The organism is Bacillus paralicheniformis, assembly GCF_001042485.2.
GTDB lineage: Bacteria > Bacillota > Bacilli > Bacillales > Bacillaceae > Bacillus > Bacillus paralicheniformis.
The window spans coordinates 298,307-322,469 of sequence record NZ_LBMN02000001.1 but is presented as its reverse complement, the minus strand read 5'-3'; the positions used below and the strand labels follow the sequence as shown (position 1 = coordinate 322,469).

General features: G+C 46.0%; 29 protein-coding genes and 1 pseudogene. 9 read left to right on the top strand and 21 right to left on the bottom strand.

Translation table 11 applies throughout. The annotated features are described in order from the left end of the window. Positions 1-127: 127 nt before the first annotated feature. On the bottom strand, positions 128-1,537 hold the full coding sequence (locus tag ACH97_RS01640) for an alanine/glycine:cation symporter family protein (RefSeq protein WP_048350243.1): 1,410 nt from the start codon (positions 1,535-1,537) through the stop codon (positions 128-130). Positions 1,538-1,719: 182 nt separating this feature from the next. Between ACH97_RS01640 and ACH97_RS01635 the strand changes: the two genes are divergently transcribed. Next, the gene (locus tag ACH97_RS01635) at positions 1,720-2,958 is read left to right on the top strand and encodes a PucR family transcriptional regulator (protein WP_048350244.1); all 1,239 of its coding nucleotides are present in this window, start codon (positions 1,720-1,722) and stop codon (positions 2,956-2,958) included. A gap of 110 nt (positions 2,959-3,068) precedes the next feature. Continuing rightward, on the top strand, positions 3,069-4,208 hold the full coding sequence (ald, locus tag ACH97_RS01630) for an alanine dehydrogenase (protein WP_050820796.1): 1,140 nt from the start codon (positions 3,069-3,071) through the stop codon (positions 4,206-4,208). Between the two features lie 52 nt (positions 4,209-4,260). Here ald and ACH97_RS01625 read toward each other — a convergent pair whose 3' ends face one another. Both ACH97_RS01625 and ACH97_RS01620 read right to left on the bottom strand, forming a co-directional pair. Next, the gene (locus tag ACH97_RS01625; RefSeq protein ID WP_057957804.1) at positions 4,261-4,503 is read right to left on the bottom strand and encodes a hypothetical protein; all 243 of its coding nucleotides are present in this window, start codon (positions 4,501-4,503) and stop codon (positions 4,261-4,263) included. A gap of 14 nt (positions 4,504-4,517) precedes the next feature. Continuing rightward, complete coding sequence (locus ACH97_RS01620) at positions 4,518-5,111, bottom strand: sulfite oxidase-like oxidoreductase (RefSeq protein ID WP_048350245.1); 594 nt, start codon at positions 5,109-5,111, stop codon at positions 4,518-4,520. A 103-nt stretch (positions 5,112-5,214) separates the two neighbouring features. Here ACH97_RS01620 and ACH97_RS01615 point away from each other — a divergent pair, with 103 nt between their 5' ends. Further along, entirely contained in the window at positions 5,215-5,811 is a 597-nt protein-coding gene (locus tag ACH97_RS01615; RefSeq protein WP_048350246.1) for a biotin transporter BioY, read from the top strand. Positions 5,812-5,889: 78 nt separating this feature from the next. On the opposite strand, the gene ACH97_RS01610 is transcribed toward ACH97_RS01615, so the two are convergent. Further along, positions 5,890-7,218 (bottom strand): Na+/H+ antiporter family protein, encoded by a 1,329-nt coding sequence (locus tag ACH97_RS01610; protein WP_048350247.1) that lies wholly within the window; start codon positions 7,216-7,218, stop codon positions 5,890-5,892. A 152-nt stretch (positions 7,219-7,370) separates the two neighbouring features. Further along, positions 7,371-8,861, bottom strand: coding sequence for a leucyl aminopeptidase (locus ACH97_RS01605; protein ID WP_048350248.1), 1,491 nt, complete (start codon positions 8,859-8,861; stop codon positions 7,371-7,373). A gap of 165 nt (positions 8,862-9,026) precedes the next feature. Here ACH97_RS01605 and ACH97_RS01600 point away from each other — a divergent pair, with 165 nt between their 5' ends. Beyond that, positions 9,027-9,503 (top strand): divergent PAP2 family protein, encoded by a 477-nt coding sequence (locus ACH97_RS01600; protein WP_048350249.1) that lies wholly within the window; start codon positions 9,027-9,029, stop codon positions 9,501-9,503. 43 nt (positions 9,504-9,546) lie between these two features. On the opposite strand, the gene ACH97_RS01595 is transcribed toward ACH97_RS01600, so the two are convergent. The 4 genes from ACH97_RS01595 to ACH97_RS01580 form a co-directional block, all read right to left on the bottom strand. Further along, positions 9,547-10,212: a 3D domain-containing protein gene (locus tag ACH97_RS01595; protein ID WP_277619867.1), complete on the bottom strand. Its 666-nt coding sequence runs from the start codon at positions 10,210-10,212 to the stop codon at positions 9,547-9,549. Positions 10,213-10,345: 133 nt separating this feature from the next. After that, positions 10,346-10,666, bottom strand: a complete 321-nt coding sequence (locus tag ACH97_RS01590) for a YuiB family protein (protein WP_011198260.1) — start codon at positions 10,664-10,666, stop codon at positions 10,346-10,348. A 74-nt stretch (positions 10,667-10,740) separates the two neighbouring features. Beyond that, positions 10,741-10,869, bottom strand: a complete 129-nt coding sequence (locus tag ACH97_RS23580; RefSeq protein ID WP_003184925.1) for a YuiA family protein — start codon at positions 10,867-10,869, stop codon at positions 10,741-10,743. A gap of 190 nt (positions 10,870-11,059) precedes the next feature. After that, positions 11,060-12,277: an NAD(P)/FAD-dependent oxidoreductase gene (locus ACH97_RS01580; RefSeq protein WP_162264439.1), complete on the bottom strand. Its 1,218-nt coding sequence runs from the start codon at positions 12,275-12,277 to the stop codon at positions 11,060-11,062. A 357-nt stretch (positions 12,278-12,634) separates the two neighbouring features. On the opposite strand from ACH97_RS01580, the gene yumC reads away from it, so the two are divergent. After that, the gene (yumC, locus tag ACH97_RS01575; protein WP_050820794.1) at positions 12,635-13,633 is read left to right on the top strand and encodes a ferredoxin--NADP reductase 2; all 999 of its coding nucleotides are present in this window, start codon (positions 12,635-12,637) and stop codon (positions 13,631-13,633) included. 34 nt (positions 13,634-13,667) lie between these two features. Here the strand turns inward: yumC and ACH97_RS01570 are convergent, their stop codons facing one another. Next, entirely contained in the window at positions 13,668-13,868 is a 201-nt protein-coding gene (locus tag ACH97_RS01570; protein ID WP_048350251.1) for a hypothetical protein, read from the bottom strand. A gap of 142 nt (positions 13,869-14,010) precedes the next feature. Here ACH97_RS01570 and ACH97_RS22640 point away from each other — a divergent pair, with 142 nt between their 5' ends. Then, positions 14,011-14,235, top strand: a complete 225-nt coding sequence (locus tag ACH97_RS22640) for a cold-shock protein (protein ID WP_020452823.1) — start codon at positions 14,011-14,013, stop codon at positions 14,233-14,235. Positions 14,236-14,339: 104 nt separating this feature from the next. On the opposite strand, the gene ACH97_RS01565 is transcribed toward ACH97_RS22640, so the two are convergent. From ACH97_RS01565 to ACH97_RS01545, 5 genes are all read right to left on the bottom strand, one after another. Next, positions 14,340-14,819 carry a GNAT family N-acetyltransferase gene (locus ACH97_RS01565; protein ID WP_020452824.1) on the bottom strand — a complete coding sequence of 160 codons (480 nt, stop codon included), beginning with the start codon at positions 14,817-14,819 and terminating at the stop codon, positions 14,340-14,342. A gap of 102 nt (positions 14,820-14,921) precedes the next feature. Next, positions 14,922-15,287, bottom strand: coding sequence for a HesB/IscA family protein (locus ACH97_RS01560; RefSeq protein WP_020452825.1), 366 nt, complete (start codon positions 15,285-15,287; stop codon positions 14,922-14,924). Positions 15,288-15,360: 73 nt separating this feature from the next. Next, positions 15,361-16,218, bottom strand: a complete 858-nt coding sequence (dapF, locus tag ACH97_RS01555; RefSeq protein WP_048350252.1) for a diaminopimelate epimerase — start codon at positions 16,216-16,218, stop codon at positions 15,361-15,363. A 126-nt stretch (positions 16,219-16,344) separates the two neighbouring features. Then, positions 16,345-17,562: a NupC/NupG family nucleoside CNT transporter gene (locus ACH97_RS01550; protein WP_020452827.1), complete on the bottom strand. Its 1,218-nt coding sequence runs from the start codon at positions 17,560-17,562 to the stop codon at positions 16,345-16,347. A gap of 156 nt (positions 17,563-17,718) precedes the next feature. Continuing rightward, entirely contained in the window at positions 17,719-17,955 is a 237-nt protein-coding gene (locus tag ACH97_RS01545; RefSeq protein WP_003184941.1) for a YuzB family protein, read from the bottom strand. A 271-nt stretch (positions 17,956-18,226) separates the two neighbouring features. On the opposite strand from ACH97_RS01545, the gene ACH97_RS01540 reads away from it, so the two are divergent. Beyond that, on the top strand, positions 18,227-19,294 hold the full coding sequence (locus tag ACH97_RS01540; protein ID WP_048350785.1) for an NAD(P)/FAD-dependent oxidoreductase: 1,068 nt from the start codon (positions 18,227-18,229) through the stop codon (positions 19,292-19,294). An 80-nt stretch (positions 19,295-19,374) separates the two neighbouring features. Here the strand turns inward: ACH97_RS01540 and ACH97_RS01535 are convergent, their stop codons facing one another. The 4 genes from ACH97_RS01535 to ACH97_RS01520 all read right to left on the bottom strand — a co-directional run bounded on the left by ACH97_RS01535 (position 19,375) and on the right by ACH97_RS01520 (position 21,933). After that, on the bottom strand, positions 19,375-19,746 hold the full coding sequence (locus ACH97_RS01535) for an iron chaperone (RefSeq protein WP_048350786.1): 372 nt from the start codon (positions 19,744-19,746) through the stop codon (positions 19,375-19,377). Between the two features lie 196 nt (positions 19,747-19,942). Then, on the bottom strand, positions 19,943-20,536 hold the full coding sequence (locus ACH97_RS01530) for a dienelactone hydrolase family protein (protein WP_020452832.1): 594 nt from the start codon (positions 20,534-20,536) through the stop codon (positions 19,943-19,945). Between the two features lie 87 nt (positions 20,537-20,623). Next, positions 20,624-20,821 carry a hypothetical protein gene (locus tag ACH97_RS01525; protein WP_154495611.1) on the bottom strand — a complete coding sequence of 66 codons (198 nt, stop codon included), beginning with the start codon at positions 20,819-20,821 and terminating at the stop codon, positions 20,624-20,626. Positions 20,822-20,826: 5 nt separating this feature from the next. Further along, positions 20,827-21,933, bottom strand: a complete 1,107-nt coding sequence (locus tag ACH97_RS01520) for a Rap family tetratricopeptide repeat protein (protein ID WP_020452833.1) — start codon at positions 21,931-21,933, stop codon at positions 20,827-20,829. Between the two features lie 275 nt (positions 21,934-22,208). Between ACH97_RS01520 and ACH97_RS01515 the strand changes: the two genes are divergently transcribed. After that, positions 22,209-22,709: a phenolic acid decarboxylase gene (locus ACH97_RS01515; RefSeq protein ID WP_009329528.1), complete on the top strand. Its 501-nt coding sequence runs from the start codon at positions 22,209-22,211 to the stop codon at positions 22,707-22,709. A gap of 19 nt (positions 22,710-22,728) precedes the next feature. On the opposite strand, the gene ACH97_RS01510 is transcribed toward ACH97_RS01515, so the two are convergent. Both ACH97_RS01510 and ACH97_RS01505 read right to left on the bottom strand, forming a co-directional pair. Next, positions 22,729-22,995, bottom strand: a complete 267-nt coding sequence (locus ACH97_RS01510; protein WP_023856183.1) for a hypothetical protein — start codon at positions 22,993-22,995, stop codon at positions 22,729-22,731. Between the two features lie 113 nt (positions 22,996-23,108). After that, on the bottom strand, positions 23,109-23,435 hold the full coding sequence (locus tag ACH97_RS01505; RefSeq protein ID WP_003184955.1) for a YuzD family protein: 327 nt from the start codon (positions 23,433-23,435) through the stop codon (positions 23,109-23,111). Between the two features lie 134 nt (positions 23,436-23,569). On the opposite strand from ACH97_RS01505, the pseudogene ACH97_RS01500 reads away from it, so the two are divergent. Further along, positions 23,570-23,868, top strand: a pseudogene (locus ACH97_RS01500) (NifU family protein). Positions 23,869-24,163 lie beyond the last annotated feature (295 nt).

The following is a 24,163-nucleotide window of genomic DNA, read 5'->3' as shown; positions in this document are numbered from 1 at the left end:
CGTAACATTTGAATCAAATGGCATGGTTCTGTGTACCCACATGAGTCTGAACCGTTTCCATAGGATAAAGGAAGGATTGCATAAGCGCAAAAAAAGCCCGCCTCTAAGAGAGGCAGGCTTGTCTCGATCAGCCCGCTTTCAAGCCGGCTGATTTTTGTTTTTCCTTATTATAATGGTGCAAAAAGAAATCGTCAGTTTCCGCCCGAATGACTTTCCATAAGAGCACAAGGGCGATTAAGTTCGGGATCATCATTAATGCGTTCGCCATGTCGGCAAAAGCCCATACAGTATTGAGGCTTGCGACTGCACCGTAATATGCAGCGATGACATAAACGACACGGTAAACCGGCACCCATTTTAAACCAACTAAATATTCCAGACATTTTTCTCCATATACATACCAACCGACAATGGTTGAATAGCCGAAGAAAATAACTGAAAACGTCACAATGTATTTACCCGCGGCTCCGAGCGAAGAAGCAAACGCGGCGTTTGTCAGCGCACCGGCGTCAAGCGATGTATCGTGGGCAACACCAGAAAGCAGACCGCCTGAAGGATCCCAAAATCCCGTAATAATGAGGACGAGCCCGGTCATTGTACATACGATCAATGTGACGATGAATGTTCCCGTCATCGCAACCAAAGCAGCCTTGACGGGGTGATCGGATTTCGCGTTTCCTGCGATCAAAGCAGCGGTACCAAGACCCGCTTCATTTGAAAAGATTCCTTTCGACATGCCGTTTCTGATCGCCTCAGACACGACTACACCTGTAAAGCCCCCAGCGGCTGACACCGGATTGAAGGCGTGATAAAAAATCAGCTGGAACGCCGGAATGATTTGATCATAATGAAGGAAAATAATGATCAGTGAGCCGCCGATATAAAGTATCGCCATGACCGGCACAAAAATGCTCGCAACCGTGCTGACACGCTGAAAACCGCCGAAGATGATCGCAGCCGTCAATACTGCGAGCACAAGGCCGATGATCCAGCCGGGAATCCCGAAGCTGTGTGTAACGACTTCCGAAATCGTGTTGGACTGGACGGAATCCCCGATTCCAAAAGAGGCAAGCACACCTGACAAGGCAAATAAAACGGCAAGCGGCTTCCACTTCTTCCCGAGCCCTTTTTCGACATAGTACATCGGCCCGCCCGAATATTCGCCCCGCTCATTTTTGACGCGGTATTTCGTGGCGAGCAATGCTTCGCTGTATTTCGTAGCCATCCCTAAAAGACCGACGAGCCACATCCAAAACAAAGCCCCCGGACCTCCAACCGTAATCGCCGTGGCTACACCGGCAATATTCCCGTTTCCGATCGTTCCGGCAAGCGTCGTCATCAGCGCCTTGAAATTGCTGACATCACCGTCTGCTCCGGCTGATTCTTTCTCTTTCCCGAATGCAAGCTTGAATGCATATATCAATCTTTTAAATTGAAGCCCCCGCAGGATGAACGTCAGAAATAAACCGGTTCCCACAAGCAGTATGATGCCCGGGACTCCCCATAAAAAGCCGTTGATTTTCTCTAGAATCGCCAATGTTCCTACTCCTCTTATTTCAGAATAATTAAATTTGGTTTAATACATCGCCGTGTTTATGAAAAATAATAAATCATCAGCGACTTTTTTGTTGATTTTAACAAACAACTATATTCATAATAAAAGTAAGATGGGTATATGTCAAAATTTTTTCATGCAAACATAAAAAGTAGGGGTTTTTTATGAACAATCGAAACAATCCTTTTAAATATCAATATGACCGTTTAGAAGATGTGGCAGATCATATCAGCGAGGTGCTGGACTGTCCGATTACGATAGAAGACATCAACCACCGCCTCCTTGCTTACAGCACCCACAGCGACTATACGGACCCGGCGAGAACGTCAACAATCATCGGAAGGCGCGTGCCGGAAAAAGTCATCAACAAGCTTTGGAAGGATGGAACGATTCCCGCCTTGATGAAAACCGACGAACCGATCAGGGTCGAACAAATCGATGAAGTCGGCCTGTCGAGCCGCGTGGCGATTTCAATCTGGAAAAACAGCGAGGTTATCGGTTTTATCTGGGCGCTGGAAAGCCAAAAAACGCTGTCGGAAGACGAGCTTCACCTTTTGAAGCTGGCCGCGGATTCCGTAAAGAACAAGCTGCTGCCTTATCAAGTCCGAAAAAGAAAAAATGAACAGCGCAGCCAGGAATTTTTCTGGAAGCTTTTGACCGGGCACATTTCGGAAGATCAGGAGATCTCCGACGGCTTTCACCAGCTTGGTATCGGAGTTCCTTCAACTTATTCGGTCATCATCATCCGGCTGAAAGACGAAATCGAAGAAAAAACCGAAAAGCAGCTCCATTACTTGCTGGAAACGACGCAGCAGGTGCAAATCCTTCTGGCTACTATCGACTATAATGAGCTGATTGTCCTCGCTTCGCCAAAAACGGGGCAAAAAGGGCAGCCGTTCAATGATTTAAAGCAATTTGCCGCAAATATACAAAAGCAGCTTGAAGAGCGCTATAAACTGAATAACTGCACGATCGCGATCGGCGGAATGTACAGCTTGATCACCCTTGTGCACCAGTCTTATCAGGAAGCGCTCTCGGCGCTGAAGGTCAAGGAGCGTTTTCCCGATGAGACAAGGCAGCTCGTCAGCTTTTCAGAGCTCGGCATCTATCAGTATCTCGACGTGCTCAGCGAAAAACGGAAACATGCAAGCTATCCAAACTATTCTTTAATGCAGCTTGAAGCATATGATAAAGAGCACCACTCCAATCTTGTCGAGACGCTTGAACAGTTCATCGAATGCGACAGCAACGTCAACACCGCCGCAAAAAAGCTGAACATTCACGTCAACACGCTGAATTACAGGCTGAAACGCATCAGCAAAATCGCCGAAATCGATTTAAAGAATATCAATGAAAAATTTACGATTTATCTTGAAATCAAGCTTCGCAACATGCATTTGTGAAATTCCACAAATGCATGTTTTTTTATTTTTCGATTCAAACAAAGAAAATTCCAAAAAGTCAGTATAAACTAAAGCAACAGCATTTTTACAGAAAAAGGAGGAATGATGGAATGATTATCGGCGTACCGAAAGAAATCAAAAATAATGAAAACCGTGTTGCCTTGACTCCCGGTGCTGCTTCTCAACTGATCGCGGCCGGACACCGCGTCATCATGGAAAAAGACGCGGGGACTGGAAGCGGGTTTGAAAATGAGGATTACGTCTCAGTCGGAGCGGAGATCTCCGAACAGGCGAAAGCCGTCTGGGAAGCGGCTGATATGGTGATGAAAGTCAAAGAGCCGCTCCCTGAAGAATACCCGTATTTTAGAGAAGGTCTCATCTTGTTCACCTATCTGCATCTGGCCGCAGAGCCTTCCCTGGCTGAAGCATTAAAGCAAAAAGGCGTGACAGCCATTGCCTATGAAACGGTCAGCGACGGCCGCTCCCTTCCTTTGCTGACGCCGATGTCAGAGGTAGCCGGGCGGATGGCCGCCCAAATCGGCGCGCAGTTCCTCGAAAAGCCGAAAGGCGGAAAAGGCATACTACTGGCCGGTGTACCCGGAGTCGCGCGCGGGAAAGTGACGATCATCGGCGGAGGCGTTGTCGGCACAAATGCGGCAAAAATCGCGGCGGGCCTCGGAGCCGACGTGACGATGATCGATTTAAGCGCGGAACGTCTGCGCCAGCTTGATGATCAATTCGGCAACCAAATCAAAACATTGATGTCCAATCCGGTCAACATCGCCGATGCCGTAGCGGAAGCCGACCTCCTCATCTGCGCGGTTCTGATCCCGGGTGCCAAAGCGCCGACTTTAGTGACGGAAGAGATGGTCAAACAGATGAAACCGGGCTCTGTGATCGTTGACGTCGCAATCGATCAAGGCGGCATCGTCGAGACGGTGGATCACATCACAACCCACGACAATCCGACCTATGTCAAACACGGAATCGTCCATTACGCCGTTGCCAACATGCCGGGCGCCGTTCCGCGGACATCCACAGTCGCACTGACGAATGTAACGGTTCCGTACGCGCTTGAAATCGCAAATAAGGGCGCGGAAAAAGCGATACTTGAAAACCGAGCGCTAAAAGCCGGCGTAAACACAGCAAACGGCCATATCACTTATGAAGCCGTAGCCAGGGACTTAAACTATGATTACGTTCCGGCAGAGCTTGCGATCGAAAATTCGTCGTCAGCTGCCGGCGCCTAGCATCAAAAAGACAGAGCCTCAGGAAATATCTCCGAGACTCTGTCTTTTCCTATTATTCCGTTTTCCGCCGATCCTGAAACAACTTTGCCGCGATTGCAGAAACAGGGATCGCCGCAAACAGAACGATTCCCCACAGCGTCCTGTCTGAGGCATCGCCGGCTGCGGCAAACAGCGGCAAAACCGCCGCAGCTGTCAGCGCTAATAAAACAGCAAAAGCCTTTTTCTTGAATGATGCGATAAAAAGCCAAAAACAGACGGTCAGCATGAAAAATATGAGCAGCTGTACGAAAAACATTTCATTCTCCCCCGCTAATCAAAGCTGTACCTTTCTTCTTTCCAAGGATTTCCCCTCATATGGTAGCCGTTTTTCTCCCAAAAGCCCGGATGGTTTTCCTTTGTAAACTGAATGCCCCTCAGCCATTTGGCGCTTTTCCAAAAATACAGATGCGGCATGACCGCTCTGAGCGGAAAACCGTGCTCCGGCGTGAGCGGGGCGCCGTTGTGGGAATGGGCCAAAAGAGACGAGTCCTTTAAGAAGTCTTCGAGCGGAACATTCGTCGTCCAGCCTTCCTCTGCATGCAAGATGACAAATTTGGCTTCCGGAAGCGGCTTTACTCTTTCAGCGATCTCCCTTGTTTTGATCCCTTCCCAGACATTATCGAGCCTGGACCAGCCTGTTACACAATGAATGTCATTGGACACTTCGCTTTGCGGCATGTCATGCAGATCATTCAAAGTCAGCAGGAGCGGCTGTTCGACAAGTCCGTAAACTTGCAAATTCCATTTTGACAGGTCTTCGTATTCCGGAACATCGCCTGCATGAAGAACAGGAAAAGATGTCGTGACATTTTGGTTTGGAGGCACCCTGTCGGACTTGTGCGCTTTTGTTTTTCCAAAAAACACGAAAGAACCTCCTTTGTTAACTTTGGTTAAAAAGTGGTTGACAAACTATTTTACGATCTCTTACGATAAGGTTGTGGTGAATCACTGAGGAGGAACAAATCTCATGAATAAAAAGAAACTTCGCGCCGCTGATATGGCGCTTGTCGGAATGTTTGCCGCCCTGATGGGGATCGGCGCTAATATCACTTCGTTTGCCCCGTTTCTGCAAATCGGCGGTATTCCGCTTACGATGCAGCCTTTCTTTTGTCTGCTTGCCGGGCTTCTGCTCGGCCGCAAATTAGGTGCGCTGTCCATGATCGTCTATGCGTTAGTCGGCTTTGCAGGCGCTCCTGTATTCGCTTCTTTTTCAGGCGGTATTTCCGTTCTTTTCAAAGGAAGCGCCGGATTTATTCTATCCTACATTCCTGCCGCATATGCCGCGGGCTGGATCACGGACAAAGTATCACAACCGAAAACAGGCCATTTTTTCACAGCTTCATTGATCGGTACACTGATCATTTATCTGATTGGTGTCAATTATACGTATCTCGCGTTTTCAACTTGGCTCAATACACCGTTGTCTTATTCAGCCGTTTGGAAGATGATGGCCTGGTTCTTCGTGAAAGACTTGGCATTCTCCGTTCTGCTCGCCGCGCTCGCCTCAAAGGTTTTCCGGGCCGTTCAAAAAGGCGCAGGCTTCAGAAGAAACCCGACTTATTAATAAAGAGCCGGCGGTGCGGTTCTCTTTTTATTTTAACAAACATAGAAAAAAATTCCCCTCAAAGCGAGGGGAATTTTTTTAAAGAACAATCGCCGCGATCCAGCCAAACAAAATCAGCGGAATATTATAAAAGATGAATGTCGGAACACAAGTGTCCCAAATGTGGTGGTGCTGTCCGTCTGCATTTAAGCCTGATGTCGGGCCAAGCGTGCTGTCGCTCGCAGGTGAACCGGCGTCTCCGAGAGCCGCCGCCGTTCCGATAATGGCGATGGTCGCCATCGGACTGAAGCCAAGCTGCATGCAAAGCGGCACAAATATCGTTGCGATAATCGGAATCGTCGCAAATGATGAACCGATCCCCATTGTAATCAATAAACCGACAATCAGCATCAGCAATGCGCCGATCAATTGATTATTGCTGATGAAACCGGTTGACGCTTCAACAAGAGCTTTGACATCGCCCGTTTTCTCAAGCACATTGGCAAAACCGGCTGCAGCCAGCATCACAAATCCAATAAACGCCATCATGTTCATGCCGTTTGTGATCAATTCGTCCGCTTCGCCGCGCTTCATCGCTCCGCTTAAAAACAAGACTGTCAAACCGCTGAGCGCGCCGAAGATCATTCCGTCGACGTCTAAACTCTGAGACAAATAAAGCTGTACGCTTAGTGATACAGCGATGGCCAAACCGGCAATCGAAAGGCTTTTTTTCGTATAGACCGCCGATTTTTGACCGGCGATTTCCTTCATTTCGTATGTGCGCGGTTTGCGGTACACAAAAACAGCGGCAGCCAAACCGGCAATCATCCCGGCGATCGGGATGATCATGGCGATCGGAATATCAGCCAATGTGACCGAAAGACCGGCGTCTTTCATATTGTCTTTCAAAATCCCCTGGAAAATCTGGCCGAAGCCGACGGGAAGCAAAATATACGGAGCTGTCAGTCCGAATGTCATCGCACATGCAATCAGGCGGCGGTCCACTTGCAGCTCATTCAAAATTTTCAATAACGGCGGAATTAAAACAGGGATAAATGCGATATGAACTGGAACGATATTTTGAGACATACAAGAAATGATTAAAATCACGAAGACGATCAGCGCTTTTGAAAGGGTTTTGCGCCTTGCATCGCCTTCTTTGCCGATCAGCTTGAGAGCAGCTTCAACCATGGCATCAGGAAGACCCGTTTTCGTCAAAGCGACCGCAAATGCGCCGAGAAGCGCGTAACTGACAGCGACGGTTGCGTTCCCTCCGAGTCCTTCCGTGAATACGCTGACCGTCTGGCCGAGGCCGAGACCGCCCGTCAGACCTCCGGCAAGTGCGCCCACAATCAAGGCAAGAACAACATTGACCCGCAGCAGGCTTAATATAAGCATGACAATAACAGCAATCACAACTGCATTCATATTTGAAACCTCCGAACAAACGCTTTAGTTTGCTAATGTAGTAGATAATTAAAGTAATGAACGTATAGTACCACATATTTTATGAATGCGTCAATGAGGCTCCTCTGTATTTTCCATAAAAAAAATCCCCTTCTGTCAAAGGGGATAAAAGCCTACAATTGATCTGAAAACCGCTCGACAAACGTGACAAGCGTCCTTACCATCACGCCTGTTCCGCCTTTCGGTCCAAAGCATGAGCTTTGAGCTGTCGTTGCCGTTCCGGCGATGTCAAGGTGAACCCATGGCGTCCGCTCGGCGAATTCGCCGAGGAACGTTCCGGCCATAATCGCATGGCCTTCCCTGCCCGGTGAATTGTTAAGATCGGCCATTTGGCTGTTTTTCACTCTTTTTTTGTCTTTTTCTGTAATCGGAAGCTGCCAAATCGCTTCTCCCGCTTCTTCAGCCGCCTGTCTCACCTGCTGATAAAGCGGATCATGATTTGTCATCGCGCCCGTCGTTTCCGTTCCCAGAGCTACGACGACACCTCCGGTCAGTGTCGCGACATCGATCAACACGGAAGCTCCGTGGTGCTTCGCATATGTCAGTCCGTCAGCGAGCGCCAGCCTTCCTTCGGCGTCCGTATTCAAGATCTCAATCGTCTTGCCGCTCAAGGAAACGATGACATCGTCCGGCTTCATTGCGCTTCCCGAAATCATGTTATCAGTCGACGGGATCACGGCAAGCACGTTTTGTTCCGGCCTTAATTCTCCGATGGCTTCCATCGCTCCCAAAACGCTGGCGGCTCCGCCCATATCTGACTTCATGCCGACAATGTCGCTCTTCGTCTTAATCGAATAGCCGCCGGTATCAAACGTGATCCCTTTGCCGACTAACCCGATGACATCATCCCATGTTTCTTTTCCCTGATATTTTAAGACGATCATTTTCGGCGGCTCTTCTGATCCTTGGTTGACCGCGAGGAGACCGCCCATCCCGAGCTCTTCCATTTCAGCCTTTTCGAGAATTTCACATTCAAATTCGTATTTTGCTGCCAATTCAGCGGCGTATGACGCGAGATCCGCCGCTGTCAGCATGTTCCCCGGCATGTTCACGAGGGTTCTCGCCGAATTCGTCGCATTTCCGTACACCTGCCCGACGTGCAAACTCGCCTGAATTTCTTTCAGGTCATGGTCTGTCAAAACATAGACGCTTTGCAGGCATTGATCAGGCACATTTGCTCTGTGCTTGTAATCCTGCACTTCATAGCATGACAGCATGCACGATTCAGCCAATGCATGCGCGGCGTCAGCGGCTGGGACCTCTTCAGATACGAAGCTGTCGAGCATGACGGTTAACTCCTGCTTTCGATCTTTGTGAATCTGCTGAACAGCTTCGGCAAAGCACTGCTTCGCATCCTCGAAGGTAAATTCCGCTTCACGGCCCAATCCGACGATATAGATGCGTTTGACTCCCTGAAGGGAAGGGGTAAATATTTTAGACACTTTCGTTTTTTTGGAAGATACATCCCCGTCTTTCAGCAGCTGAGAAAGCTGGCCGTCCAAAAGGCGGTCGATTTCTTCCGCCTTCCCGTACAGCCGGCTTTTTTTAAACAGTCCGATTAAAAGTGTTTCTTTTTTTTCGAAGTCTTTAAAGGCATAAAACATGCGTTCACAGCTCCTTATCAGCAAAGTGAGTAAAATTGAAACAACAATGTTATAATAGGAAAAACATTTTTCCCCGTTGGGGTTTCATATTATATATTTTAGCAAATAACTGCGTGCTTTTTTGAATTCATCTCTATTTTCTTTATAGAAAGGATGTTCTGCAAAATGGAAATCCTCACAAACTTTCCTTTACTGGCGAGCTTTGCCGCGATCTTTTTCGCTCAGTTTATCAAGGTTCCCATTTACTTTGTCGTCTCGAAAAAATGGGATTGGCGGCTCGTCACAAGCACTGGCGGAATGCCGAGCTCACACTCAGCAGCCGTTACGGCGCTTTCAACCGGCGTGGCTCTTGATCACGGGATGAATTCTTCTTTGTTCGCCGTTTCCGCAATATTCGCCGTTATTACGATGTTTGATGCAACCGGAGTGAGAAGACATGCCGGAGAACAAGCAACAGTGATCAACCGGCTTGTCCGCGATTTCAACCGCTTTGTCAACGAAGCGAAAGATTTCCCTAAAAGTCATCAGGAAGAAAAACAGAAGAAGCTGAAGGAACTGCTCGGCCATCAGCCGATTGAAGTGTTTTTCGGCGGTTTGACCGGCATTGCCCTGACGCTGCTTCTCGATTATTTATTGATGTAGAGCAAAAAAACGTTTAAGACGCACAGGTCTTAAACGTTTTTTCTTATTCTTTCGCCATTTTATATTTTTGTCTGAATACTTGCATCGATTTATTTTCATTCAGCTTCAAGAGATCCTCTTCGGTAATGGTGCCGTTTCCTTTTTTAATGACATACACATCAAGTGTTTTTTTGCCCCACTCTTTATAAACATCTTCAACCGTCTCATAGTACAAATCAAGCCGGTTCCCTTTGATGGCTGATCCGGTGTCCGCAACAACGCCATAGCCGTAGTCCGGTATGAACAATATCGTGCCGATCGGAAAGACCGACGGGTCGGCAGCAACGGTTGAATATAAATCTCTTTTAACTTTGACTCCCGAATATGTAATCCCGTAATCTGGATGATGAGGCTGTTTTCCCGTCGATTCCGCCCCTGCTGTATATCCGGTCGCGGTGACTTTTTGCTTCGGATACTTGGTCCAGTCAAAGGCATCTTCAAGCGATTTCGGTTTGTTTTTAATTTGTTCTGCGGCAGACAGAGACGTTTTTTCCGCTTTTTCTTTCGGAAGTGATTTAAAGGTGAGCATCAGCTGTTTCAAGGACAGATCGCGTTCTTTCGCCCAGCTGGATATGTCCTGTGCTTCCACGCCTGAAACGGCAAAGAAGGTCGTCATAAAAGCAAGGACAAACAAAACTGTCATCAAGAAACGCCGGAACATTGTCATCACTTTTCTCAAATCTTCCACTCCTCTCACCATCTAGTTGTTTCCAAGCGGAAACAGAAATATTCAGATGGCGGAAAAGTTTTGAGAAAAGTGAAAAAATTAAATCCAAAAAACCCTCTCCCTTGAAGAAGAAGGCTTAAAACATTTGATATCCCCTTTTTCGCAGCGCTTTAATCGTAACGCCCGACAACAGGGCCCCGGCCATTCCGCTGGCTAAAATGATGATATCGGCAGCAGCCAATGAAGCCACTCTGTCAAAAAGGCCGGAAAATGCCTCTCCCGGCGCCTCTACATAGCGAATAAGCTTTTCTTTATTCACAATGAAAAGGCATACAATTGGATAAATGACAGCCATGATCCATGACATCCTGAGCAGCATATTCAGCAGAAAACCGATACCGAAAAACAGGACGAAAAATAAGACAACTGAAATGATGACAACTGGTAAACTAATCAAAGCCTCCACCCCCAATTCACCTCTTTTAGTGTACATTGGGGAAGGAACTTGAGTCAATCATTGGAAAGCGGCGATCAGCGGTCTTTTCCCGTTCCCTTGCAGTTGCTGCACGTTTCCGAACCGCCAAGCAGAAGCTGAAAATAGCCTTTTCCCGAACAGAAAGTACAGGTTGATTCAAGGCGATGGGTTGACGTCGTCTTCATTAGATACACACCTTTTTTCTTAATTTTCTGATAATATATCATGAACATTGTCAATAATAAAGTCAGAAAATATAACAGATCATTTGATGTAAGCGCTTAAAAACTAAGCTTTCTTCCTTTTTCTTTCGTTTTTGAAGTTTTTAACCCCGAATAAAAAGCCCGCAGCTTCCGCTGCAGGCTTTGATTCTGATTAGAAAAATTTAAACTTTCCTTTTTTCAGAACAAGCCCCGGCCCGCCGATCAGGAACAGCGAGCGGTTGTCGATGATTTTTTTCATCATGGACGCCGTCGTTCCCGTCATCTTTCTCCCGAATGCGACGCCGATTGCATCATGTTCGCCGAGAGAAGCGACAGAGCCTTTATTATCGAATGAGAACGTTTCCGTTTCTTTGCCGTGAATCAGTGCGGCCAGATTGTTTGCGCACGTTTCGCCCTGCTGCATGGAAATCTGCGCAGTCGGCGGATAAGGCCTTTCGGTTTCTTCATTTATGATCAGCGAGCAGTCTCCGATAACAAATATATCATCATGGCCTTCAACACGCAGATCAGGTTTTACCTTCACACGGCCGCGCATGTTTTCAAAGCCTGATTCTTCTATGATCGGGTTGCCGCGGACACCTGCGGCCCATACGACAGTGCCTGCTTTGATTTCTTCGGTCTGATCGTCTTTTCCGCAAATGATTCCGTCAGGCGTGCATTCTTTCACAGCCGTGCCGATTTTGAATTCAACGCCCTTTCCTTCAAGGTAGTTGACCGCATAATCGACAAGCTCCGGATCAAAGCCCGGGAGAACGGACGGCGCGGCTTCCACGCATATTAAACGAACCTGCTGGCGGTCGATATCGTATTCGCAGCACAGCTCAGGAATGCGGTTGCCCAATTCGCCCAAAAATTCAATGCCGGTAAAACCCGCTCCTCCGACAACGATCGTCAGGCGTTCCGGGCGCTTCTCGGCTTCTGTATTATACGTTGCAAACTGATATTCAATGTGCTCGCGAAGCTGCCGGGACGAATTGATGTTTGAAATGGAGAAAGCATACTCTTTCAATCCAGAAATTCCGAAAGTTTCAGGGACGGCCCCCAGCGCCACGACAAGATAGTCGTAACTAAGCTCGCCGGTTTCAAGGACGACTTTCTTTCCTTCTTTATCGATTTTCTTTACCGTATCCTGAACGAAATTGACACGGGATGTATTGATGACATCTTTAATTTGGTAGCGGCATCTGTCATGATGAAGCGTACCTGCGCTCGCTTCGTGCATCCAGGTTGTCTCATAATGATAATTGTGCTTGTTGACAAGCGTAACATCCGCTTCATTGACGCCGATTTTTTTAACAAGTCTCGTCACGGTCATTAATCCACCATAACCTGCACCTAATACTACTACTTTTGGCTTATTCAACGGAATCACATCCACCTTTTCTGTATTTTACTGCTAAGCCGGATTAAAAATAGCCTTTGGGTTATCTTCTGCCGGCTTCAGGCTTTTTATGAAAAAAAGTTTGTGAAACCCTTCACTTTAGTTTGCCGAACAACGGAATGTTTTTCGGCTGTGCGTCGAAAAATATTCACGAATCTTTAACAAATTGTTCACAACTACATCATAGCCGCTCGCTTTTGCTTTTTCAAGGTTAAATATGCTCGGGCGGCAGACTTTAGATCAGACGGTAATATTTTCCGCGCCTAAAAAAACAGACGCGCTCGTATTTATTTTATGTGATATGATATCATTAAGAACAATTTTCATTTAGGGGGCATTATTTTCATGCGTGAAGACTCAAAAGTATATGACATTACAATTATCGGGGGCGGCCCTGTCGGCTTGTTTACCGCATTTTACGGCGGAATGCGGCAAGCGAGCGTCAAAATAATCGAAAGCCTGCCGCAGCTCGGCGGTCAGCTGTCCGCTTTGTATCCCGAAAAATACATATACGATGTAGCCGGGTTCCCTAAAATCCGCGCTCAGGAGCTGGTCGACAATTTAAAAGAGCAAATGGCGAAATTTGATCAGACCGTTTGTCTGGAACAAGCCGTCGAAAGCGTTGAAAAACAAGCAGACGGAATTTTCAAGCTCATCACCAACAAAGAAATCCACTATTCTAAAACGGTGATTATTACAGCCGGAAACGGAGCATTCCAGCCGAGAAAGCTCGAGCTTGAATCTGCGGCTCAATACGAGAATGCAAACCTTCATTACTTTATAGATGATCTGAATCAATTTGCGGGCAAACGCGTTGCGGTGTTGGGCGGCGGCGACTCCGCCGTCGACTGGGCGCTCATGCTGGAACCGATCGCAAAAGAGGTGTCAATTATTCATCGCCGCGATAAATTCCGCGCACATGAACACAGCGTCGAAAACCTGCACAATTCAAAAGTCAATGTGTTGACACCGTTTGTTCCGACCGAACTGATCGGCGCCGAGCGGATTGAACAGATCGTCATCGAGGAAGTGAAAGGCGAGAGAAAAGAAATCATCGATGTCGACGATGTGATCGTCAACTTCGGATTTGTTTCATCTCTCGGACCAATCAAAAACTGGGGGCTTGAAATCGAGAAAAATTCGATCGTCGTCAAGTCCACAATGGAAACGAACATCGAGGGATTCTATGCAGCCGGCGACATCTGCACATACGAAGGAAAAGTCAAGCTGATTGCCAGCGGATTTGGAGAAGCGCCGACCGCTGTCAACAATGCGAAAGCTTACATGGATCCTAAAGCGCGCGTGCAGCCGCTGCACTCTACAAGCATGTTTGAAAACAAATAAAAATGAAAAGGAGCCTGACACCGGCTCCTTTTCATTATATGATATTCAAATATGAGAAGATCGTTCCCAAAATCAGCACAATCGTTAAGATGCCGACCGCTCCCGCCGCAGTCAAGACAATCCGGTCCGTAATTTTCTGTGCTTTTGGAAGCGGTTTTTCGCAGCCGCATGCCTCACAGACTTTTGAATCGTAAGGCGTAAGCCCGCCGCAGTTTCTGCAGTTGATTTTTTCCATGGTTGAACCCCTTTTCTTTACTGGGCTTGGACTTTAAATAAACCTGTCCAGTATAGAATAACAAATTGACGAATAGAATGTCTTAAGATTCACAAAATATTCTTAAATGAACTCCAAAAAACCCTTGTTAGGAAGTGACGATATGTCTTACTACAACAATCGCAATCAAGAGCCTTTGCCAAAGGAAGATATCAGTACGTGGGAATGTACGGCTGAGGACTGCAACGGATGGATGAGAAAAAATTTCACGAGCAGCGATCGCCCTCTATGCCCTCTGTGCAACAAGGAAATGGTAAGCGGAAGCCGCTATATCACCTCAATCACCAACAACACGAGCAATCTCAACCGAATCTTTAACCAGAAATAAACACGATTGTTCCGGAAGCCCCGTTGCAAAAACCTTGCTCAGCACTTGAGCGGGGTGGCTGCATTGCTTCCTTCCGGCATTTCCCGAGCGAAGCGGAAAACAGATTATGTTAAATCTTTTACCAAAAGAATCTCATCCCGAATCGGAATGCCGTTATCAGCGGCAAAGGGAATTTCAGGCTTTACTTTTCTTGCTTCTTCAACTGCGTTTACATACAGCTCGGCCATTGTATAGCCTCTCTTTTGATAAAACATAAACGCCCGCATATTATCGTTCGTCGTGATCAGTTTAATCGATTGACACTGTTTTCGCTTTGCAGCACGTTCCACTTCGTTTAAAAGGAGTGAGCCGATCCCTTTGTTTTCGGCAATACTGTCCAAGGAGACGACTTCACATTCGTTTCCGGCGATGAAGTACGTAATCAGGCCTTTTATATCGCCTTTTTCATCTGTCACAGCGAATCCTTCCAATTCATCGCAGCGGAATGTTCCGTGTGAATTGACCATGTCCGGACTTCCCCAATGCTTATGAAAAAACGCGGTAACGTCCGCTTTTGACAAGCCGAGCGTTGATACGAGTTTCATTTCTTTCCCCCCAGATCATAATAAAACGCCTTTTCGTCACGATGATGCATCGCAATGAAAGGCGTTTTTCTCATTCCATATCGTTGACCTGATGCCAATATGTCAGCACTCTTCAGGCTTCCCTGCATTCACTGCGGTTCTGAATGATGATCCGCAGCCGCATGAAGCGATGGCATTTGGATTATCGATGGTGAAGCCTCCGCCCATCATCGATTGTTTAAAATCAATGACCGTACCGTTCATAATATCCAGGCTTTCTTGATCTACAAGCACTGTGATTCCATGCTGGACGAATTCATTGTCGTCTTCGTTTTTTTCGTGTTCAAAACCCATGCCGTATGACAGACCGCTGCATCCGCCGCCTTTTACTCCGATTCTCAAGAATGCGTTCTCCTCTTCATGCTCTTTCATCATATCCTTGATATGAAGAGCAGCCGCTTCCGTGACCGTAACTGTTTTTTCGCTCATAACATCACACCTCCTAAAAGCTCATGTGTACTTTATTATAAAGTCGCACGTCCGATTTCTCAAACGGACCGACTCATGATATAAAAAACTCGCCTTCACATACCGTTTCAGCGGGTCCTGTCATCATGACACGACCGTCATTTTTCCAATTAATGATCAGATCGCCGCCGGCGAGATGGACGATAATGTCCGTGTCTCGTTTGGAATAGCCGTTGAGTATCGAACTCACTGCGGCTGCGCAGGCGCCCGTTCCGCATGCCTGGGTAATTCCTGAACCCCTTTCCCATACACGGAAATGGAGTTCTTTGTCGTTTTCGACTTCAACAAATTCTACGTTAACCCCTTCCGGAAACCTTTCATCTTTTTCAATGAGCGGTCCCATCGACGTAAGCGGCGCTTTTTCAATATCGTCTAAATAAAAGACGATGTGGGGATTGCCCATGGATACAGCGGTACCTTTCATTTCCCGGCCGCCGAATATCATCTTTTCATTGATCGTCTCCGACCCCTGTTCACCGCGCATTGGCATATCTGATTTGAGAAGACGCGGTTCACCCATATCGACTGTAGCCGATACAACTTTTCCTTCCTTCACTTCAATCTCAGCCTTTACCAAGCCTGAAAGAGTTTCAATTAAAAAGGATGTTTCCTTCACCAGTTTATGTTCATACGCGTATTTTGCAACGCAGCGCAAACCGTTTCCGCAGTTTTTGCCTTCAGATCCGTCGCTGTTGAAAATCCTCATTTTAACCGGCGCTTGATCTGAAGGACAGATGAGTATCATTCCGTCTGAACCGATTCCGGTGTAAACGGAAGACACTTTGACGGCCAAATCTGACAACAGCTCCTCAGGGAGATGTTCTTCAAAGTGATTGACGTATATATAGCTGTTTCCTAAGCCGTGCATTTTAGTAAAACGAAAAGAATTCATAGCCGCCTCCACATTTTTTTACTTTCTTCTAGTATAAAAGCTGAAAGGGATGGATACAATATGGCTATCCCCCGTTTTTCATACATAAAAGCTCCCTGCGTTCATATGCAGGGAGCTTTTATCATGTTATCCGATAAACATACCGGCGATCGCCGCGCTTGTAAGGTTGGCCAATGTTCCGGCAGCAACGGCTTTCAAGCCGAGACGGGCGATATCGGAACGGCGGTTCGGCGCCATTCCTCCCAATCCTCCGAGCAAAATCGCCACAGAAGACAGGTTTGCGAAACCGCACAGCGCAAAGCTGATAATCGAAGCGGTTTTGACGGAAAGCTGATCAAACATCGGAGCAAAATTGGAATAAGCGACAAATTCATTCAGCACGAGCTTTTGACCGATAAAGCTTCCGGCCTGAACTGCTTCATCCCAAGGGACGCCGATGACAAAGGCGAGAGGTGCAAATACATAGCCGAGAATGAATTCAAGCGAAAGGTCTTTAAAACCGAACCATCCACCGATTCCTCCAAGAATTCCGTTTAAAACGGCAATCAAAGCAACAAATGCAAGCAGCATCGCGCCGACATTCAAAGCAAGAGAAAGACCTGTTGATGCCCCTTTTGCAGCGGCATCGATGACATTTGCTGCGTCTTCATCTTCAGCCATTTGAATATCTTTTTCTTCAATTTTCGATTTTTCAGTTTCGGGAATAAGCATTTTTGCCATAATCAAGCCCGCAGGTGCAGCCATAAAGCTCGCTGCAAGCAAATATTCGAGAGGAACCCCAAGAAGGGCGTAACCGAACAAAACAGAACCGGCCACTGATGCGAGTCCGCCTGTCATAACGGCAAACAGCTCCGACTTTGTTAAGTTTGCAATAAACGGCTTAATCACAAGCGGCGCCTCAGTTTGTCCGACAAAGATATTGGCAGCTGCAGAAAGAGATTCCGTTTTGCTTGTTCCGAGCAGTTTTGCCAATCCGCCGCCGATAAAGCGGATGATGACTTGCATGATCCGTAAGTGGTAAAGAACCGCAATCAGCGATGAAAAGAAGATGATAACAGGAAGAACGCTTAAAGCGAAGGCAGCGCTGTCGCCTACTTGCAAGAGAGGCCCGAAGAGAAAGCTGATTCCTTCATTCGCATAATTGACGAGATGCTGAACGGCTTTCGTAAACGAAAGAAACACTTCCCGCCCCATTTCCCATTTGAGAACGATGAATCCGAACAGGAGCTGCATCGCCAAACCGATTAAAATCGTTCTTATGTTAATTTTACTCTTGTGCTCAGAAAGCAGAAAAGCAATCGCGAAAATCGCCAGAATACCAAGAAGTCCCCATAAAATGTTCATGACCACACCTCTTATTATTTTTTAAACTTTTATTAAGATAACAATTAATGATTGGCCTGTCCACAAAAATTTTTAAGAATTTTTTCTCTTTTTATGTAAACCCTTTCAAACAAAGGCTTTGCATGAAAAAACGAGATCACCAAGATGACCCCGTTTTTAAATAAGTTCATTTTCATCAATGAACTTGTATATATTTTCGACCAATTCAGCCGGATTATTCGCTGTCACCATTTCTCCGTTTACAAGAGCATACATGGTCTGCATGCATTGTCCGCAGTAACTCAGGCAGCCGTATTCGACGACGTCCAGATTCGGATCTTTCTCCAATATTTCTTTTGCTTCCTGAGAACCTTGGGCAAGATTGCTGACGCAAAACTCAACGATTGGAAACACTTTATTTCACCTCACATCGCTTTTTTATCGTACCCTATTTACGTTTCAATAGTCAAAGTTTTAGGCTGAGGAATAAAGCTTTTGTAACATATTAATACCTTAAAGGGTTTTACTAATTATCGATTCAAGGCGGATATGTAGGTTATTTTCCCGAGAAATATTGTGATTTTACATCAAATTAGATATAATTCTAGAGGGTATTTACATAGTTTTTTAATTTTGCAATGAAAAAGGTTAGTTTCTTAATCTGAGGGGAAAAGGGGAATTACCAATGAGAAATTTAGTCTTGCTCGGCGGCGGGTACGGAAATATGCGGATCATTCATCGTTTACTGCCTAACCAGCTGCCAGATGATGTGATGATCACTTTAATCGACAGAAACCCTTACCATTGTTTGAAAACGGAGTACTACGCACTGGCTGCGGGGACGATTTCCGATCATCATATCAGAGTGTCCTTCCCGGATCACCCGAAGTTAAAGATTGAATACGGGACGATTTCGTCTGTTGATTTGGAAGGAAAAAAAGTTTTGTTTCATGACAGGGAGCCGATATCTTATGATGACACCGTCATCGGGCTGGGCTGTGAAGATAAATATCACAACGTTCCCGGCGCGCCTGAACATACCTACAGCATTCAGACAATTGATCAATCACGCAGCACTTATCAGGCGCTCAACAACTTAAATGCGGAAGCCACCGTTGCGATCGTCGGGGCAGGACTGAGCGGCGTTGAGCTTGCGAGCGAGCTGAGGGAAAGCCGAAAAGATTTGAACATCGTCCTTTTTGACCGGGGAGAATTAATTTTGTCGAGCTTCCCGAAGCGTTTGAGCAAATATGTTCAAAGCTGGTTTGAAGAGCACGGCGTCAAGATTATTAATTGCGCCAACATCACAAAGGTGGAAGAAGGCATCGTCTACAATCATGACGATCCGATACAAGCTGACGCCATCGTCTGGACAGCGGGGATACAGCCGAACCAAATCGTTCGGGATCTCGATGTGGAAAAAGATCCGCAAGGGCGCGTCGTCCTGACGCCGCACCATAACCTGCCGGGAGACGAACACGTGTATGTTGTCGGCGACTGCGCAAGCCTGCCTCACGCGCCGAGCGCACAGCTGGCCGAAGCTCAGGCGGAACAAATCGTCCAAGTGCTTGAACTGCGCTGGAAAGGCGAACCTCTTCCTGAAGCGATGCCGAAATTCAAGCTGAAAGGCGTGCTCGGTTCACTCGGCAAAAAAGCCGGCTTCGGTTTAGTTGCCGAACGGCCGTTGATCGGCAGAGTGCCTCGCCTGCTGAAATCCGGCTTGCTTTGGATGTATAAGCATCATAACGGATAAGATTACTCGAAACTTTAGCGTTTTTTAATTAGGGCGCTCTCTCGCCTTCAATGAGAGTACGCCCTTATTTTTGCGTTTTTTTATTTCCGCCAAAAAGTTGAACAGTCCGCCTTATCCGCAAGATTAAACTCGATCATTTTTTTAAGTAATGAGAAATCAAGCGGACGATCCCACGGGAAACGGACAAGCTGCTTCGTATGATCATAGCCGGCCTGCACGATTTCTTCAGAAAAACGATCAATTCCCGCGCTTTCAGGGGCAACAGCCAGGTGATGTTTCGCTGTGCTGAAACCGATAATAAAAGTGCCGTGATCGGTAAACATAGGCTGATTCCAGGCGATTTTCGGCGTTAAATTTGGAAATGTCTCCGCTGTCCAATTCAACACTTCCTCCATCCGGGCTCGATGTTCCGGGTGATCAATTCCTTCTAAATATTCTGCAAAAGCTTCCATGTTGCTCCCTTCTAAAATTAAAATGATGCTAGAACTTTGTTTCGCAAATGAACCCTTTGTAATAAGTCTATCCTTGGAACAGCTTCATTCGAATTCCCCCAGATAAGATTCTACTCAAAAAAGCCCCCTTGTCATCGGCGAGCTTTCTTGAATTGAGCGTCATACCTATTATAGCGTTTCCATGCCTGTCCGCTTTTTATAAAGCTATTAAAAACTCCATCATCGTTTCATAAGCAATTTGCGAGGACTGCCGGTTGTATTTTACGGAATACGGGTCGCTAAATCCATGCTCACCCTTCAGCTTCACCGTTTTGACATTCTTTGATTCCAATTGGGATATACACGCGGCAACGTCAAAGGACTGCTCTTTTTCCGGGAAAAAAAGCAGTGCCGGACATGAAGGCGATATGTTCAGATAGTCTCTTATCCGGGAGCCGTAGTATCCGGCGATCCCATTGACACGCTCATCTTCGCTGCAAAGCCAGGCAGCGGTTGCTCCGACGCTGAACCCGAGTAAGATGATCTTGCGATATTGACGATCCAGCTTGGATATGATTGTATTTATTTTGCGCAAAACACCGGGGAAACCGACGTTTTCCATAAAAAAAAGATAAGCCGCTTTTTCTTCAGCGTATTCAAACGGTTGATCCCGATTTAACAAATTGGGGCAAATAACATCAAAGCCCTGCTCAGCTATCAATTGGCAAACATCGTGCATGTGCCGGTTAATCCCGTATATTTCGTGCAGCACGATAACCGCTGTATCGGATTTATTTTGAATATGTATCATGTTCTGACTCCTTGTCTCTCATTGCTGCATAAAAAAAGGGCGCCGCCTTCGGCGCCAGTTTAACAGCTTGTACGGCAACAAATCAGGTTATGCAGTCTTTTGCAAAGCTGCAGGCGCTTTACCATCAAAGCTGTCGAGAAAAATCGCTCTGCCCGCCATCAGCTGGGCCGGCTTATCGTCAAGAAAAATGGCGCGACCGGCAAACTCGGCATTTCCCTTCGGCTGAGACGAAAAACTTAAAACGACAAGGCTGGCAAAGACGGCAGTCAACGCAACGGCAATCATCTTTTTCACTTTAGCTCCTCCGTTCTTTTAAGAATTTGGTCTCTTGCATGATGAGATTCTTCAAAATATTCGGCAGCTTTGTCTGCATCTCCGTTTTCTTTATAGTAAAGTGCGATATCAAATGTTAATTCCGCTACATCCGTCCAGAGATTGATCGTTTTAAGATATTCTAAAGCATGTTCAACCGTAAGTGGATCCTGTTCATCATACAGAGCATGAATAAGTTTAAATTTCGACAAATATTCCCTTTCTCCTGCTTTTTCCGCTCGGAAAAATCCTTTTTCATACAATTTGCGGGCTTCTTTGACAACATTTGATTTGTATAGCACATGTGTCAGTTCAAACATGGAGTGGATGCCGTAAACCGATTCTTCATGCTCTTTGATAAGCAGCGCTTCTTTGAAATGATGTTCGGCCAAGGTGAGGAGATTGCGATTGACATAGCTCAATCCTAAGTTGTGGTGAGCCATGCCGAGGAGAACGTGGTGCTTGATCAGTGCCGCGTCTTTTAGGGCTTGCTTGTAATGCTGTTCGGCTTCATCAAAACGAAATAAATCGAGTTTATTTGCTCCGATCAGCATATCGTTGCTGATCGCTTTTTGAATATAGTCATCATGTGTTTTGAAGGTTTTTAGAGCTGTTTTTGCATGGTTTAAGGAGAGGAAATTCTGTTTGATTTGATAGTAGGCGATAGCCAGTTTGTAATGGAATTCGGCGATTTCGATTTGATCGGGGATTGTTCTGAGCTTTTCTTCGGCTAGTTTATAATAATTGATGGCATTTGTATAATCCTTTTTATGAAATTCGTACATGCCTGCGAAAAAGAAATAATAATATTCGATCATGTCATCTGTGCTTTGCATATCTGCTTTTTGCTCCTGAATATCTTCGAACAATTTGGTGGAAGCAGCAAACTCTTCTGTCAGCAGTTTGTGCCGATAGTCTAAAAGATTAAAATAAAGAAGCAGATCTTGATTTTCTTCCATATTCGGCAGCCGGTGCTCAATGTCGTATTTAATCGAGACCGCTTGTGCCACTTCATGGCGCTTGATCATGACATACCATTGATTAAGCATTCCCGCGACTTCCTCATAAGCAATTTTTGTCTTCAATCGTTTATCCTTCCTTTCCTCCCATGTCTCTTCCTTTTTATGGGTTGTTTTTCATTTTACAGAATCGCTTATTTTTTGACAATCACTTTTCTAAATATTGGCTTAATTTCCTAAAATAACTCAAAATTCTGACATCAATCGTAACCATTTTCTGTATTGTTGCAAATCTCTCAGAAAGTATTTTCGTTTGACATTGTTTTTGATGACATTTTATAATTATATATGTAAATATCAACATGTTCGATTTTACAATAAACAAATAAGGAGCGGTTCATATGAATCAAGATGTCAAAGAGTTTGTCGGAAGCCATATGATCTATACGTATGAAAACGGATGGGAATATGAAATCTACATTAAAAATGACCATACCATTGATTACCGCATTCACAGCGGAATGGTCGGGGGACGCTGGGTTCGCGATCAAAAAGCCGATATCGTCAAGCTGACTGAAGGCGTCTATAAAGTATCATGGACAGAACCGACAGGGACTGACGTTTCCTTGAATTTCATGCCCAATGAAAAGCGGATGCACGGCATCATCTTCTTCCCTAAATGGGTTCATGAACGCCCTGATATCACAGTCTGCTATCAAAATGACCACATCGACTTAATGGAAGAATCGCGCGAAAAATATGAGACGTATCCAAAATATGTCGTACCGGAATTCGCCGATATCACATTCATTGAAAATGCCGGAATCGATAATGAAGATCTGATTTCAAAAGCCCCTTATCCCGGAATGACGGATGACATCAGAGCCGGAAAACGAGTATAAATGGGAAAAGGGCTTTTCATTAATGATATAATGACTGGACTTTTGTTAAGTCATGCAGCAAGGCTTTAATATCATCTTGCGATAAAGGGACAAGCATTTGATCGTAGAGGGTGATGATCTGTCCTCCCTCGTCATGCTCATGCTGCCTTAAATACTGCTGCAAAGCCCTGAGCTGGTTTTCTTTCAAGCTGGTCTGCGTTTGAAACTGCTTGATTTTCTTTAACGAAAAAACATTCATTTCGTCATCAAAATCGCCTGACATGATTTGACCTTCAATGCTGGACATGCTGGCTATCCCTCCTTATTGACGATTCGGCTGGTAGTTAGTCTGTCCGCTTTAAGAAAAGTACAATCATAAAAAATAAAACAGCAAGGGACATATCTGTCCCTTGCTGTTTATCATGCAGGCTTATAACCTTGCTTTTCCATTTCTTTATACACGTCTTTCAGCTTCGGATTTCCTTCGCCGACCACTTGATCACCGACCATGACGAGCGGATAAAAATATTCGTCGTTCAGGATTTTTTCGGAGATTTCCTGTTTTTCAGGATCGTTTTCCGGCGGCTGATGGATATCAATGTACGTGATCGAGAAAGGCTGATCGGGATATTTTCTTTTCAGGGCGGCTTCGAGCCACTCATACGTTTCTTTTGATGACGGAAGGTTGACACAGCTTGGACAAAGAACGTCGGCACCGTAAACAAAAAGCTCGGCTTGTTTTTTCATCAGCGGCAGCTCCTTTCTCTTTGTCTTTTATTTTATTCTATTTTGTCCTTTCGCTCCATATTGAAATGAAAATCGCTTTTTGTCTTTGCCGGCAAATATGATATAATATGTGGGAAAACGATTGAAACCAAACAATAGCTTTTTATTGTTCGACTGAATATAATGGTTGTATGATTTGAAAGGAGCGATACGAATGACGACAGAGGTCGAAATGAAAGAACAAGTACAGGAAGTGCTGGACAAACTTCGTCCATTTCTACTCCGCGACGGCGGTGACTGTGAACTCGTCGATGTTGAAGACGGCATCGTCAAGCTTCGCCTGCTCGGCGCATGCGGAAGCTGCCCAAGTTCTACGATCACCCTTAAAGCTGGAATTGAGCGCGCCCTTTTAGAAGAAGTTCCGGGCGTCATTGAAGTTGAACAAGTATTTTAATTTGAGGCGGCTGCCGTTCATTACGGTCAGCCGCCGATTGTTGACAAAATCCCAAAACGACTTTTAGTTTTGGGATTTTGTCATCCTTTCAGCGTGATTGAAAACCCTTGCAGTCTAGGAAGGCCGAGCATCGGAGCAGACTTTCACAGGAGGTGATGACGGCGGCGTTCAGGCAGGACGCCTGGGCGGTTAGCCGCCGATCCTTCCTCTATTCGTGAGCACCGACGCGCAGGCCTGACAACGAATGCGAGGGTTTGTCGACACGCTGAGGCTGCCGTTCATTACGGCAGCCTTT

Coding starts and splice junctions, on each gene's coding strand:
- ACH97_RS01635 (WP_048350244.1), top strand. CDS start 1,720: ATGAACAATCGAAACAATCCTTTTAAATATCAATATGACCGTTTAGAA.
- ald (WP_050820796.1), top strand. CDS start 3,069: ATGATTATCGGCGTACCGAAAGAAATCAAAAATAATGAAAACCGTGTT.
- ACH97_RS01625 (WP_057957804.1), bottom strand. CDS start 4,503: ATGTTTTTCGTACAGCTGCTCATATTTTTCATGCTGACCGTCTGTTTT.
- ACH97_RS01615 (WP_048350246.1), top strand. CDS start 5,215: ATGAATAAAAAGAAACTTCGCGCCGCTGATATGGCGCTTGTCGGAATG.
- ACH97_RS01610 (WP_048350247.1), bottom strand. CDS start 7,218: ATGAATGCAGTTGTGATTGCTGTTATTGTCATGCTTATATTAAGCCTG.
- ACH97_RS01605 (WP_048350248.1), bottom strand. CDS start 8,861: ATGTTTTATGCCTTTAAAGACTTCGAAAAAAAAGAAACACTTTTAATC.
- ACH97_RS01600 (WP_048350249.1), top strand. CDS start 9,027: ATGGAAATCCTCACAAACTTTCCTTTACTGGCGAGCTTTGCCGCGATC.
- ACH97_RS23580 (WP_003184925.1), bottom strand. CDS start 10,869: ATGAAGACGACGTCAACCCATCGCCTTGAATCAACCTGTACTTTCTGT.
- yumC (WP_050820794.1), top strand. CDS start 12,635: ATGCGTGAAGACTCAAAAGTATATGACATTACAATTATCGGGGGCGGC.
- ACH97_RS01570 (WP_048350251.1), bottom strand. CDS start 13,868: ATGGAAAAAATCAACTGCAGAAACTGCGGCGGGCTTACGCCTTACGAT.
- ACH97_RS22640 (WP_020452823.1), top strand. CDS start 14,011: ATGTCTTACTACAACAATCGCAATCAAGAGCCTTTGCCAAAGGAAGAT.
- ACH97_RS01565 (WP_020452824.1), bottom strand. CDS start 14,819: ATGAAACTCGTATCAACGCTCGGCTTGTCAAAAGCGGACGTTACCGCG.
- ACH97_RS01560 (WP_020452825.1), bottom strand. CDS start 15,287: ATGAGCGAAAAAACAGTTACGGTCACGGAAGCGGCTGCTCTTCATATC.
- dapF (WP_048350252.1), bottom strand. CDS start 16,218: ATGAATTCTTTTCGTTTTACTAAAATGCACGGCTTAGGAAACAGCTAT.
- ACH97_RS01550 (WP_020452827.1), bottom strand. CDS start 17,562: ATGAACATTTTATGGGGACTTCTTGGTATTCTGGCGATTTTCGCGATT.
- ACH97_RS01540 (WP_048350785.1), top strand. CDS start 18,227: ATGAGAAATTTAGTCTTGCTCGGCGGCGGGTACGGAAATATGCGGATC.
- ACH97_RS01535 (WP_048350786.1), bottom strand. CDS start 19,746: ATGGAAGCTTTTGCAGAATATTTAGAAGGAATTGATCACCCGGAACAT.
- ACH97_RS01530 (WP_020452832.1), bottom strand. CDS start 20,536: ATGATACATATTCAAAATAAATCCGATACAGCGGTTATCGTGCTGCAC.
- ACH97_RS01525 (WP_154495611.1), bottom strand. CDS start 20,821: ATGATTGCCGTTGCGTTGACTGCCGTCTTTGCCAGCCTTGTCGTTTTA.
- ACH97_RS01515 (WP_009329528.1), top strand. CDS start 22,209: ATGAATCAAGATGTCAAAGAGTTTGTCGGAAGCCATATGATCTATACG.
- ACH97_RS01510 (WP_023856183.1), bottom strand. CDS start 22,995: ATGTCCAGCATTGAAGGTCAAATCATGTCAGGCGATTTTGATGACGAA.
- ACH97_RS01505 (WP_003184955.1), bottom strand. CDS start 23,435: ATGAAAAAACAAGCCGAGCTTTTTGTTTACGGTGCCGACGTTCTTTGT.